General features: G+C 69.8%; 13 protein-coding genes. 10 read left to right on the top strand and 3 right to left on the bottom strand.

Annotation, left to right across the window (positions count from 1 at the left end; translation table 11 throughout):
• The first annotated feature begins 64 nt into the window (after window positions 1-64).
• The 4 genes from HNR40_RS43270 (at window position 65) to HNR40_RS43255 (ending at window position 4,023) form a co-directional block, all read left to right on the top strand.
• Window positions 65-1,228 (top strand): low temperature requirement protein A, encoded by a 1,164-nt coding sequence (locus HNR40_RS43270; RefSeq protein WP_184972203.1) that lies wholly within the window; start codon window positions 65-67, stop codon window positions 1,226-1,228.
• 82 nt (window positions 1,229-1,310) lie between these two features.
• On the top strand, window positions 1,311-1,640 hold the full coding sequence (locus HNR40_RS43265; protein ID WP_184972201.1) for a YciI family protein: 330 nt from the start codon (window positions 1,311-1,313) through the stop codon (window positions 1,638-1,640).
• Window positions 1,640-2,845 (top strand): RNA polymerase sigma factor, encoded by a 1,206-nt coding sequence (locus HNR40_RS43260; protein ID WP_184972199.1) that lies wholly within the window; start codon window positions 1,640-1,642, stop codon window positions 2,843-2,845. The genes HNR40_RS43265 and HNR40_RS43260 overlap by 1 nt, the downstream gene beginning before the upstream one ends.
• Window positions 2,846-2,991: 146 nt before the next feature.
• Complete coding sequence (locus HNR40_RS43255) at window positions 2,992-4,023, top strand: fatty acid desaturase family protein (RefSeq protein WP_184972197.1); 1,032 nt, start codon at window positions 2,992-2,994, stop codon at window positions 4,021-4,023.
• A 285-nt stretch (window positions 4,024-4,308) separates the two neighbouring features.
• On the opposite strand, the gene HNR40_RS43250 is transcribed toward HNR40_RS43255, so the two are convergent.
• A complete protein-coding gene (locus HNR40_RS43250; RefSeq protein WP_184972196.1) occupies window positions 4,309-4,527 on the bottom strand; it encodes a hypothetical protein in 219 nt (72 codons plus the stop codon).
• A gap of 46 nt (window positions 4,528-4,573) precedes the next feature.
• On the opposite strand from HNR40_RS43250, the gene HNR40_RS43245 reads away from it, so the two are divergent.
• From HNR40_RS43245 to HNR40_RS43225, 5 genes are all read left to right on the top strand, one after another.
• Window positions 4,574-5,746 (top strand): sensor histidine kinase, encoded by a 1,173-nt coding sequence (locus HNR40_RS43245; RefSeq protein WP_184972194.1) that lies wholly within the window; start codon window positions 4,574-4,576, stop codon window positions 5,744-5,746.
• Window positions 5,743-6,411, top strand: a complete 669-nt coding sequence (locus tag HNR40_RS43240) for a response regulator (RefSeq protein ID WP_184972192.1) — start codon at window positions 5,743-5,745, stop codon at window positions 6,409-6,411. The genes HNR40_RS43245 and HNR40_RS43240 overlap by 4 nt, the downstream gene beginning before the upstream one ends.
• A gap of 98 nt (window positions 6,412-6,509) precedes the next feature.
• Window positions 6,510-7,763, top strand: a complete 1,254-nt coding sequence (locus HNR40_RS43235; RefSeq protein WP_184972190.1) for a cytochrome ubiquinol oxidase subunit I — start codon at window positions 6,510-6,512, stop codon at window positions 7,761-7,763.
• Window positions 7,764-7,775: 12 nt separating this feature from the next.
• A complete protein-coding gene (locus HNR40_RS43230) occupies window positions 7,776-8,513 on the top strand; it encodes a cytochrome d ubiquinol oxidase subunit II (RefSeq protein ID WP_184972188.1) in 738 nt (245 codons plus the stop codon).
• 3 nt (window positions 8,514-8,516) lie between these two features.
• Window positions 8,517-8,906: a VOC family protein gene (locus HNR40_RS43225; RefSeq protein ID WP_184972186.1), complete on the top strand. Its 390-nt coding sequence runs from the start codon at window positions 8,517-8,519 to the stop codon at window positions 8,904-8,906.
• A 53-nt stretch (window positions 8,907-8,959) separates the two neighbouring features.
• Here HNR40_RS43225 and HNR40_RS43220 read toward each other — a convergent pair whose 3' ends face one another.
• The gene (locus HNR40_RS43220) at window positions 8,960-9,463 is read right to left on the bottom strand and encodes a hypothetical protein (protein ID WP_184972184.1); all 504 of its coding nucleotides are present in this window, start codon (window positions 9,461-9,463) and stop codon (window positions 8,960-8,962) included.
• Between the two features lie 48 nt (window positions 9,464-9,511).
• Window positions 9,512-11,173 (bottom strand): alpha-amylase family protein, encoded by a 1,662-nt coding sequence (locus HNR40_RS43215; protein ID WP_184972182.1) that lies wholly within the window; start codon window positions 11,171-11,173, stop codon window positions 9,512-9,514.
• A gap of 37 nt (window positions 11,174-11,210) precedes the next feature.
• Between HNR40_RS43215 and HNR40_RS43210 the strand changes: the two genes are divergently transcribed.
• On the top strand, window positions 11,211-11,552 hold the full coding sequence (locus HNR40_RS43210) for a hypothetical protein (RefSeq protein WP_184972181.1): 342 nt from the start codon (window positions 11,211-11,213) through the stop codon (window positions 11,550-11,552).
• The last annotated feature ends 10 nt before the right edge of the window (window positions 11,553-11,562 follow it).

Raw genomic sequence — 11,562 nt, 5'->3', positions numbered from 1 at the left:
TGTCAGCCGCTGTCACTAAGGTGTCCCGCATGTTCCCGCTGTTCACTGCTGTGGAAGGCCCGTGATGAGAGCCATCAGGAACCACGGCGCCGAGGGCCCCAGGGTCGCCCCCTTCGAGCTCTTCTTCGACCTCGTCTTCGTCTTCGCCATCACCCAGCTGTCGCACCTGCTGCTGGCCCACCCGACGTTCGGCAGCGCCGCGCAGGCGCTGTTCCTGACGCTCGCGGTGTGGTGGGCCTGGATGTACACGACGTGGACCACCAACTACTGCGACCCCAACCACCCGGTCATCCGCATCATGCTCGCCGGGCTCATGCTGGCCAGCCTGATCATGGCCGCGTCGGTGCCCGAGGCGTTCGGGGACCGGGCGATGTGGTTCGCGCTGGCCTATGTGGCGATCCAGTGCGGCAGGACGGCCGTGGTCATCTGGGCCACCGCGGGCCACCGGCTCCAGAAGGTCTTCATCGGGGTCTGTTTCTGGTTCCTGATCTCCGCGGTGTTCTGGATCACCGGCGCCTGGCTGGGCGGGGCCGCCCAGGTGGCGCTGTGGATCATCGCGCTGCTGCTCGACTACGGCGCGCCGATGATCCGCTTCCCCACCCCGGTCATCGGCCGCTCGTCCACCCACGACTGGCAGATCAACGGCGCGCACATGGCCGAGCGGTGCCAGCTGTTCATCATCATCGCCCTCGGCGAGTCGATCCTGGTCACCGGCGCCACGCTGGCCCGGGCCACGCCGGACGCGCTGACGCTGGCCGCGTTCACGATCTGCCTGCTGGGCAGCGTCGCCATGTGGTGGGTGTACTTCGACACGGCCGCCGACCTGGCCGCCGAACGCATCGAGTCCTCCGACGATCCGGGCAGGCTGGGCCGGTCCGCCTATACCTACGCGCACATCCCGATGGTGCTCGGGATCATCGTCTCGGCCGTCGGCGACGAACTGGTCATCGCCCATCCCGGTGGCCACGCCGAGGTGGTGACCGTGCTGACGGCGCTGGGCGGGCCCGCCCTTTACCTCGCCGGTCACACCTGGTTCAAGTACATCGTCTTCGGGACGTTCTCGCTGCCCCGCCTGACGGCGATCGGCGCGCTGTGCGTGTTGGCCGTGCTGGCCATCCTGGTGCCCGTCGTGCCGCCGCTGCTCCTGAGCACCGGCTCCCTGGTCATCCTGATCGTGGTCGCCATCTGGGACACCCATCACTACCGCCGGCTGCAGGCCGCGGCGTGAAAGAAGAGAATCTTCCCGCCCCTTGTCCGGTACGGCTGCCGCCGATCGTCACCATGGTGAAGTCACACCAAGGAGGCCAACGATGAAGTACATGATGTTCGTCTGCAGCGACACCGAGCCCGACACCGACACCACCCCCGAGCCCGACATCGAGGTGTGGGTGGCGGAGAACGACGGGGCCGGACGGCGCCTGGACGGCTCCGCGCTCGCGCCGCCGGCCAGCGCGACCACCGTGCGGGTGCGCGACGGGCAGCTGCTGGTCTCCGACGGGCCGTTCGCCGAGACCAAGGAGGTCATCGTCGGGTTCGACCTGCTGGAGTGCGCCGATCTCGACGAGGCGATCGAGGTCGCCCGCGCCCACCCGATGGCACGCAACGGCCGCCTGGAGATCCGGCCGCTGATCGACCTCTGATGGACGACGCCGCCGCTCGCGCCGCTTCGGAGGCCGCCGTCGAGGCGTACCCGCGGATCGTCGCGGCGCTGATCCGGATCACCGGCGACTGGACTCTGGCCGAGGACAGTGCGCAGGAGGCGCTGGCCATGGCGTTGGGGCGCTGGCCCAGTGAGGGCGTACCCGACAATCCTGGCGGCTGGCTGATGACGGTGGCCCGCAACCGCGCGCTGGACGTGCTGCGGCGGGCCACCGTCGAACGCCGCAAGCTGCGGGAGCTGGCGGTGCTCGCGCTGACCGCCGCCACCGACGAGCCTCAGGAGGAGGTCGTGGACGACCGGTTGCGGCTGATCTTCACCTGCTGCCATCCGGCGCTGGCGCTGGAGGCGCGGGTGGCGCTGACGCTGCGGACGATCTGCGCGGTGCCGACGGGCGACATCGCGCGGGCCTTCCTGGTCGGCGAGTCGACCATGACCAGACGGCTGACCAGGGCGAAGACCAAGATCTCGGAGGCGGGCATCCCCTATCGGGTGCCCACGGGGGCGGCGTTGGGCGAGCGGCTGCCCGGAGTGCTCGCGGTGCTCTACCTGCTGTTCACGCAGGGCTACAACGCCGACGGGGAACCGGCCTTCGCCGAGGAGGCGATCCGGCTGGCCCGGCTGCTGACCGGCCTGATGCCGGAACAACCGGAGGCGGCGGCGCTGCTCGCGCTGTTCCTCCTGCAGCACTCGCGGCGCACCGTCCGCCGCGACCGGGAAGGCCGCCTCGTCCCCCTCGACCGGCAGGACCGCACCCGCTGGGACCACCTCGCGATCCACGAGGCCACCGACATCCTGTCCAGGCTCCGGCACCAGGGCCCCTACACGCTGCAGGCCCGGATCGCCGCCTGCCACGCCACGGCCCCGTCCCTCGACGAGACCGACTGGCCGCTGATCGCCGCCTGCTATGACGATCTGGTACGACTGCGGCCGAGCCCGGTCATCGAGCTCAACCGGGCGGTGGCGCACGGATACGCCTTCGGGCCGGAGGCTGGCCTGGCCCTGCTGGCCGGGCTGCGGTCGGGAGGGGCGCTGGCCGACTACCCGCTGCTGGTCGCGGCCGAGGCCGACCTGACGGCGCGCGCGGGCGACCGGGAACGCGCGGCCGTACTGTTCCGGCAGGCCGCGGAGAGCACCCACAGCGAGTCGGAACGGCTCGCCCTCCTGGCCCGCGCCGATGAGCTCTGACCCCGTCTCAGGCCGGTCGATTTCACCCGCCACCGCCGCGAAAACATACGACCGCCAACGCGCGCGCATCGGAACTCTAGCTGCGGAAACACGGTCCGACCGGCGATGATCTTCCCTATGTGCCGTGAATAGGACACTGTTGGGGCGTGACTACAGAGATCAGAGGAAGCGACTTCGCGCGCTTGGCTCGCAAGATCACGGAAGCCGGTCTGCTCGACCGTCGACTCGTGTACTACGCCGTACGGGGCAGCCTGGTGGGCATCGCCTTTTTCGGCGGGTGGGCCCTGTTCGTTTGGGTCGGCGACTCATGGTGGCAGATGGGAGTAGCCGTCCTGCTCGCGCTGGTCTTCACCCAGATCGGGTTCCTGGCCCATGACCTGGGGCACCGGCAGGTGTTCAGGACCAGGAAGCCCAGCGAGATCGCCGGACGGCTGATCGGCAACCTCGGCGTCGGCCTCGGCTGGGCGTGGTGGACCGACAAACACAACCGGCACCACGCCAACCCCAACCACGAGGACCACGATCCCGACGTCTCGCCCGCGGTGATCGTCTGGTCGACGGAGCAAGTGGAACGCAGCAGCGGCTTGCCCCGTTTTATCGCGAAGTATCAGGCTTACTGGTTCTTTCCGCTGCTCACGCTGGAGGCCTGGCACCTCCACATCGCCAGCTTCAAGGCGCTGACCAAGCCCGGGATGCGCAACCGCGCCATGGAGCTGACGCTGCTCCTGGCCCACTGCGCCTGGTACCTCGGCCTGATCTTCACCATCCTGCCGGTCGGCAAGGCCCTGCTCTTCCTCGTGATCCACCAGGGCGTCTTCGGCATCTACCTCGGCTGCACCTTCGCCCCCAACCACAAGGGCATGCCGATCCTGACCAGCGACGACAAGCTCGACTTTCTGCGCAAGCAGGTGCTGACCTCCCGCAACGTCCACGGCGGCTGGTTCACCGACATCGCGACCGGCCAGCTCAACTACCAGATCGAGCACCACCTCTTCCCGAACATGCCGGCGGTCAACCTGCGGCACGCCCAGCCCATCGTCGAGCGCTACTGCGCCGAGATCGGCGTGGACTACCTGACGACCGGCCTCGTCGAGTCCTACGGCCAGGCCCTCCGCCACCTGCACGAGGTCGGCGCCCCCCTCCGCAACCCCCACGCCGAGGCCCCCGTCCACCCGTAACCCGCCCCCTGAACCGGCCCGCCCCAGCTCCCACAAGCGGGCCAACCCCCAGCCCAGCCGCCCCTCCCCTTGCTGCCCTGACCTCGCCCCCGGCCCCCTCCTGCCCCTGACCTGGCCTTGCCGCCAGGTCCTCCGGCATGCCCTGCCCTGGCTCCCCCAGCCCTCGCCGCCTGCTGCCCCGACCTGGCCTTGCCGCCAGGTCCTGTGGCGTGCGCTGCCCCCTTACCCGGCCTCTGGGGCGGTTTTCCGGTGGGCTGGTCCCGGGCTGGTGGAGTGGTGGGCGTTCTAGCTTGTCTCCTGTTGCAGGCGGCGGGCGAGATCGTCGCGTCGTCCCTGCAGTTCCACGATCAGCCGGTCCTGGCCGTCGGCCATCTCCAGCAGCTGGGAGCGCTCGACCTGGTCGGTCGCTCCCATGTCCCCGATCTGCTCCCGCAGTTCCAGCGCCGTCTGGCGCAACTTGGCCAGATCATCGTCTACCTGCTGGAGTTCATCCTTGATGGTCATTCCCCTCACTTACCCACCAGACGGCGAAGCCGTACACAATGGGCGTATGCCCAGGTTGCAGCCGAGTACGTGGTCGTCGATCGCGGTGATCGCGGCGCTGATCGCGGGGACCGTGCTCACCGGCCGCATGCGTCCCGAGGTGGCGCCCAACGCGCTCGACCTGGTGCTGCCCGCGATCGCCTGCGGCGCCCTGCTGCTGCGGCGCCGCTTCCCGGTGGCCGCGCTGCTGGTGACCGCGGTGTGCACGGCGCTCTACTATCCGTACGCCCGCCTCGACGGCCCGCTGCTGCTGATCTTCCTGGTCGCTCTGTACAGCGCGGCCGACCAGGGGCACCTGATCGCGGCGATAGCCACCGGCGCCGCCTCCGTGCTCGGGATGGGGATCGGGGAGCTGGGCGAGTCCCGGCACGTGGACGACTCGCAGTTCGTGATGATCGGCGGCTGGGTGGTGGCGGCCATCGCGTTCGGCGGGGTGACCAAGAACCGGCGGGCCTTCCAGCAGGAGGCCGAGCAACGCGCCCTCGACGCCGAGCACACCAAGGAAGAAGAGGCCAGGCGCCGCGAGACCGAGGAACGCCTGCGCATCGCCCGTGAGCTCCACGACGTCCTGGGACACAACATCTCCCTGATCAACGTGCAGGCCGGGGCGGCGCTCCACGGGCTGAAGAAGCGGCCGGAGGACGCCGAGAGCGCGCTGCGCACGATCAAGGACACCAGCAAGGACACGCTCAGGCAGCTCAGAACCACGCTGGGGGTCCTGCGGCAGGTGGACGAGCAGGCCCCCACCGCCCCGGCCGACAGCCTGGACCGCCTTGACGAGCTGGTGAAACGTTCGGGGCTGAAGGTGGTGGCGACGGTCTCGGGCGAGGTGTCGGGGCTGCCCGCGCAGGTGGATCTGGCCGCCACCCGCATCATCCAGGAGTCGCTGACCAACGTCACCCGCCATTCCGGGACAGACCAGGCGACCCTCACCATCACCCGCACCTCCGGAAACATCGTGGTCAAGGTGGAGGACGACGGACCGGGCGCCGTCTACACAGACGGCGGCGGCTTCGGCGTGCAGGGCATGCGCGAGCGCGCCACCGCACTGGGCGGCACCCTGGACGTCGGCCCCCGCCCAGGCCGCGGCTTCGCGGTCGTCGCCACCCTCCCCATCACCACCCCACCTCAGCGGAACGGCTCCGCCCAGGACACTCACGCACAGGACGGAAAGCGATGATCCGCGCACTGCTCGCCGATGACCAGAACCTGGTCAGGGCCGGGTTCCGGTCGATTCTGACCGACGAGGACGACATCGAGGTGGTCGGCGAGGCGGCGAACGGCACGCACGCCGTCGCCAAGGCCCGCGAGCTGCGCCCCGACGTCGTGCTCATGGACATCCGCATGCCCGAGCTCGACGGCCTGGAGGCCACCAGCCAGATCGTCTCCGACCCCCGGCTGGACGGCGTGAAGGTGATCATCCTGACCACGTTCGACCTGGACGACTACGTCTACGGCGCGCTCAAGGCCGGCGCCAGCGGCTTCCTGGTCAAGGACACGGAACCGGCCGAGCTCATCCACGCGGTCAGGGTCGTGGCCAGGGGTGACGCGCTCATCGCGCCGTCGGTCACACGCCGGTTGATCGCCGAGTTCGCCGGGCGGGTCAAGCGTCCCGAGCCGGGTCCCGAGCTCAACGCGCTGACCGAGCGGGAGCGCGAGGTGATGGTGCTGGTGGCCGCGGGCCTGTCCAACGACGAGATCGCCGAGAAGCTGGTGCTCAGCCCGGCGACCGCGAAGACGCACGTCAGCCGCATCATGACCAAGCTGCGCCTGCGCGACCGCGCCCAGCTCGTGGTGCTGGCCTACGAGGCGGGCATGATCACGCCGGGGTGGCTTACTCCCTGAGATGTACGCCGGTGCCCGGCGGGACGGTGAAAGTTGCGGGTCAGGTGCCCGCCGGAGCATGACGCCGGGACGGTGACCGTACCGGGATCGTCCTTGGCATGGACACCGTTGAGCTCGCCCGGCTGCAGTTCGCCCTCACGGCAGGGGCGCATTTCCTGTTCGTCGCCCTGACACTCGGCCTGGCCACGCTGGTGGCGGTGATCCAGACCAGGGCGACGCTGACGCGCAGCCCGGTCCACATGCGGATGACGCGGTTCTGGGGCCAGCTCTACATCATCAACTACGCGATGGGCATCGTCACCGGCATCGTGATGGAGTTCCAGTTCGGCCTGTCGTGGAGCGGGCTGACGGACTTCGCCGGCAACGTGTTCGGCGCCTCGCTGGCGATCGAGACGCTGGTGGCGTTCTTCATCGAGTCGACGTTCCTGGGGCTGTGGATCTTCGGCTGGAACCGGCTGAACCGCTGGGCGCACCTGGCGCTGATCTGGGTGGTGACGCTGACCGCGTACGCGTCGGCGTTCTGGATCCTGATCACCAACGGCTTCCTGCAGAACCCGGTCGGCTACCGGATGACCGGCGGCGTGATGGAGCTGGCCGACTTCGGCGCGCTGGTGGCCAACCCGGCGGCCCTGGTGGCGTTCGGGCACGTGCTGGGCGGGGCGATGGTCGTGGGCGGGTTCTTCATGGCCGGGGTGAGCGCCTACCACCTGCGGCGGCGTACCACCGAGCAGGACTTCTTCCGCAAGTCGCTGCGGATCGGCGTCGCGGTGGCGCTGCCCGCGACGCTGTTCACCGCGATCTTCGGCGGGCTGGGCTTCGAGACGCTGCAGCCGGCGAAGGCGGCCGTCTGGTCGGGTTCGGCCGAGAACATGGCCCGCGCGCAGGCCGACATGGTCGCGCGGTTCGGGCCCGGCGACTATCTGCCGCCGATCGGGTGGGTGCAGGGAGCGGGCATGACGATGATGATCCTGTTCGCGGTGATGTTGTTCTTCTCTGCGGCGAGCTTCCTGTTCATGCTGATCCGGCCGGTGGTACGCGGGTTCCGGCTCTGGCACTGGATGCTGACGCTGATGATCCCGGTGCCGTTCGTCACGATGATCGCCGGGTGGATCTTCCGCGAGATGGGACGGCAGCCGTGGGCCGTGTACGGGCTGCTGAAGACCTCGGACGCGGTCTCGCCGGTGAGCGCGGGGCAGATGCTCACTTCGCTGATCGTGTTCACGAGCCTGTTCGGGGTGCTGATCCTGCTCAACTACTGGCTGCTGGCCCGTCAGGCCCGCCGGGGGCCGGACGCCGCCGCGCTCGGGGCCGTCGAGCAGGCTCCCGTGGTCCAGCCCGCCCTGACCTTCTGAGAGGACGCGATCATGGAGATCTTCATTCTGGGCTTCTTCGCCATCGGCTACCTGATCCTGGCCGGGGCCGACATCGGGGTCGGGATGCTGCTGCCGTACCTGGGAAGGGACCTCGGAGAGCGGCGTGAGGTGATCGCCGCGATCGCGCCCTTCTTCCTCGGCAACGAGGTGTGGCTGGTGGCGACGGGCGGCGTGCTGGCGGGCCTGTTCCCGCACGTGGAGGGCGAGCTGATGGGCGGGCCCGGCTTCCTGGCGGTGGTGGGGCTGCTGACCGCGTGGATCGTCCGCGACATGGGCCTGTGGCTGCGCGGACGGGTGCCGGGGGCCCGCTGGCAGGCGTTCTGGGACGGCGCGATCGTGGCGGGGAGCTGGGGACTGGCGCTGGCCTGGGGCACGCTGCTGAGCGGGCTGCTGCTGAACATCTCCTGGCCGGCCGCGATCCTGCCCGCGCTGGCGGTGGCGGCGCTGTTCGGCACGCACGGGCTGGCCTTCGCCTCGCTGCGGCTGACGGGCACGCTGCGGGATCGGGCCAGGGTGCTCTCCCCCGGTGACGGCGAGCTGCGCACGTACGCGCTGACCGCCGGCGCGCTGGCGACGATCGGCATCCTGGCCGGTTCCGGCCTGCATCTGGAGGCGGCGAACGCCTGGCTGACGCCGGTGATCCTGGTCCTGATCCCGTTCCTGGTGGGCTCGCAGGCGTGGGTGTGGTGGACCTTCCGCCACCGGGTGACCGGTCCGTCTTACCTTTGACCCATGAAGGTACGTGAATTGCGACTTGTCGTGACCGCCGAGGACTACGAGGAAGCGGTGCGTTTCTACCGCGACGCGCTCGGCCTGCCCGAACGCGCCGCCTACTCCTCACCGGACGGCCGCGTGACCATCCTGGAGGCCGGCCGCGCCACACTGGAGATCGCCGACCCCGCCCAGGCGGACTTCATCGACCAGGTCGAGGTGGGCAAGCGGGTGGCCGGGCACATCAGGGTCGCCTTCGAGGTGGACGACTCGACGGCCGTCACCCGCGAGCTGACCGACGCCGGCGCCACACTCATCGCCGAACCGACCAGAACCCCCTGGGAATCCCTGAACTCCCGCCTGGAGGGCCCCGCCGGACTACAGCTGACCCTTTTCGAAGAACTCTCCTAGCCGGTACGGCCGGGCGGCCCCCTCCTCCGCCGCCCGGCCGCACCCCAGGCCGGTCAGACCACCACGTGCACGCAGATGTCGATGTGCGACGTGCCGAAGGCGGCCATCTCCTGGGCCATCGCCGACACCTGGTCGGCGAGCTCGGGAGCCTCACCCGCCAGGTCGTCGCTGACCGCCTGGTAGACGATGGCGGCCTCCACGTAGTCGGCGGGCTCCAGCCGCATCTTGCGTATCTCGACGAGCGTCGGCTGGGACAGCGAGGGCAGGCCGGTGACCGGCCACGGGATCGGCGGGAACTTGATCCTCGGCGGGGTGCCGCACCAGTCGTCGATGATCTCCGTCACGTACGCGGACACCTCGGCCATGGCCTCTTTGCGGTCCTCGGCGAACATGACCCGGTTGACGATGTAGGCCGCGTTGGCCTCGGTGACCATCTTGGCCAGGGTGGGGCTCGGGTCGGGACCATAAGCCTCGGCGAACATCTTTCGTGCGGGCGCGTACTCGTCGCGCCGGCGCAGAAGGCGCAGGAATTCCTTGCTCACGGACATCTTTGCCATGCCTGGAGCTTGCGCCCGGAACGCCAACCCCGCATGAGTAGCCCCTACTCATTGCGCCATGACCGAGGCGTCCTCCGGCGGGACCTCGCGCGGCGCGGCGCGGAACCACCGGCACCCGTGCGGGTCCATGGGGATCTCCGCCAGCCCCTTGCCGGAGACCTCCAGCGTGCCGTCCGTCAGGAGGTCGGTGAGCAGGTAGTTCTCCAGCCCGTCGAGCTGGAGCCGGATGTCGGCGGCGCTGTCGCAGAGGTTGTGGGCGACCACGACCGTGGCGTCGTCGGCGTCGCAGCGGTGCGCGAAGACCGCCGCATGCCCGGACTCCAGCACCGTGCACTCGCCCCAGGCAAGTTCCGGGCACTCCCGGTAGCGCTCGATGAGCAGCTGGATCCAGCGCAGCAGCGACCCGGCGTCGCGCTTCTGGTCGGCCACGTTGACGCGCTCCGGTCTGAACGCGCCGTCGGGGATCTCGCGCACCGGCTCGGCGGGCGAGAAGCCGCCCTCGGCCGACCACTGCATCGGGGTGCGCACCGCCATCCTGCCCTCGGCCGCGAGGTCCTCCCCCATGCCGATCTCCTCGCCGTAGAAGAGCACCGGCGTGCCGGGCAGGGAGAACATCAGGCTGTAGGCCATCTTGATCCGGCGCATGTCGCCGCCGAGCATGGCCGGCAGCCGCCGTCGCAGGCCGCGGCCGAAGATCTGCATGTCCTCGTCGGGGCCGAACGCCGCGAAGACCTCCTGCCGCTCGTCCTCGGTCAGCTTGTCGAGGGTCAGCTCGTCGTGGTTGCGCAGGAACACCGACCACTGGCAGTCCTTGGGCGGCCGGGGACGCTCGCGCAGCGCCTCGGCGATGGGCGCGGCCTCGGATCTGGCCAGCGCCAGCCAGGTCCGCTGCATGCCGATGAAGTCGAAGCACATCGTCAGCTGGTCGCCCAGGCCCGACCCGAAGTAGGGCACCAGCTCGGGGTAGGGCACGTTGACCTCGCCGAGCAGGATCGAGCCGCCCTCCCTGCGGCTCATGAAGGCCCGCAGGTCGGCCAGGAACTCGTGCGGATCGGCCAGCTTGGGCGCGACGTTCTCGATCACGAACGGCACCGCGTCCACCCGGAACCCCGACAGCCCGAGCTCCATCCAGAAACCGAGCACCCGCACGATCTCGTCGCGCACCTCCGGGTTGGCCACGTTCAGGTCCGGCTGGTGGCGGTAGAAGCTGTGCAGGTAGTACTGCCCGGAGCCCTCGTCCCACTCCCAGACGCTGTCCTCCTTGTCCGGGAAGACGATCTGCTTCGGGTCGTCGGGCTCGGGCTCGTCCGACCAGACGTACCAGTCGCGCAGGCGCGCGTCCCGGCCCGAGCGCGAGTCGGCGAACCAGGGATGCTGATCCGAGGTGTGGTTGATCACGAGGTCGGCGATGACCCGCAGGCCGCGGTCCTTGGCCGTGCGCATGAACTCCACGAAGTCGCCGAGCGTCCCCAGCCGGGGATCGACGGTGTAGAAGTCGGTCACGTCGTAGCCGTCGTCCCGGTTCGGCGTCGGGAAGAACGGCATCAGCCACAGGCACGTCACCCCGAGCCCGGCCAGGTAGTCGATCTGCTGGGTGAGCCCGCGGAAGTCGCCCACGCCGTCGCCGTTCCCGTCCTTGAACGTCTCCACGTCCAGGCAGTAGATGACCGCGTTCTTGTACCAGAGGTCGCTCGTGTAAGTCAGTCTCACGGGCTCCCCGCTACCCGGTCCGGGGTACGGTGAACGCATGAGGAGCCGGTTGTCCGCCGCCGTCCTCCTTGTGCTGTCCACGCTCTTCCTGGGTGGCGGCCTGCCGGCGCAGCACACGCTGGCCATCTCCGCCCAGGTCACCGCCGCCCCGCCCGACCAGAGCGGCCACCGGCAGGCGGTGCCCCAGCCGGGCAAGCCGAAGGTCACCGCCGACACCGGTTCGCATCATGGGTCCGGCGGGCTGGCCGTACCTCCGTCCAGAGCTCATGAGGTACGGCTCGCGCGCGGCCTCGCCCGCACCGGCGGCGACCACCACGTGCCCGCGGCCGAGCGCCCGCGCGCCAATCCCGCCCGCGCCCCGCCACTCCACAGCGCCTGACCTTTCCTTT

Source organism: Nonomuraea endophytica (assembly GCF_014203235.1).
Classification (GTDB): domain Bacteria; phylum Actinomycetota; class Actinomycetes; order Streptosporangiales; family Streptosporangiaceae; genus Nonomuraea; species Nonomuraea endophytica.
The sequence above is the reverse complement of the archived record's forward strand: the minus strand, read 5'-3'. Positions and strand labels throughout refer to the sequence as shown.

Bases quoted from the DNA above. Each gene is read 5' to 3' on its own strand.
- HNR40_RS43235 (WP_184972190.1), top strand. From the start codon at position 6,510: ATGGACACCGTTGAGCTCGCCCGGCTGCAGTTCGCCCTCACGGCAGGG.
- HNR40_RS43230 (WP_184972188.1), top strand. From the start codon at position 7,776: ATGGAGATCTTCATTCTGGGCTTCTTCGCCATCGGCTACCTGATCCTG.
- HNR40_RS43240 (WP_184972192.1), top strand. From the start codon at position 5,743: ATGATCCGCGCACTGCTCGCCGATGACCAGAACCTGGTCAGGGCCGGG.
- HNR40_RS43210 (WP_184972181.1), top strand. From the start codon at position 11,211: ATGAGGAGCCGGTTGTCCGCCGCCGTCCTCCTTGTGCTGTCCACGCTC.
- HNR40_RS43260 (WP_184972199.1), top strand. From the start codon at position 1,640: ATGGACGACGCCGCCGCTCGCGCCGCTTCGGAGGCCGCCGTCGAGGCG.
- HNR40_RS43220 (WP_184972184.1), bottom strand. From the start codon at position 9,463: ATGGCAAAGATGTCCGTGAGCAAGGAATTCCTGCGCCTTCTGCGCCGG.
- HNR40_RS43250 (WP_184972196.1), bottom strand. From the start codon at position 4,527: ATGACCATCAAGGATGAACTCCAGCAGGTAGACGATGATCTGGCCAAG.
- HNR40_RS43225 (WP_184972186.1), top strand. From the start codon at position 8,517: ATGAAGGTACGTGAATTGCGACTTGTCGTGACCGCCGAGGACTACGAG.
- HNR40_RS43245 (WP_184972194.1), top strand. From the start codon at position 4,574: ATGCCCAGGTTGCAGCCGAGTACGTGGTCGTCGATCGCGGTGATCGCG.
- HNR40_RS43265 (WP_184972201.1), top strand. From the start codon at position 1,311: ATGAAGTACATGATGTTCGTCTGCAGCGACACCGAGCCCGACACCGAC.
- HNR40_RS43270 (WP_184972203.1), top strand. From the start codon at position 65: ATGAGAGCCATCAGGAACCACGGCGCCGAGGGCCCCAGGGTCGCCCCC.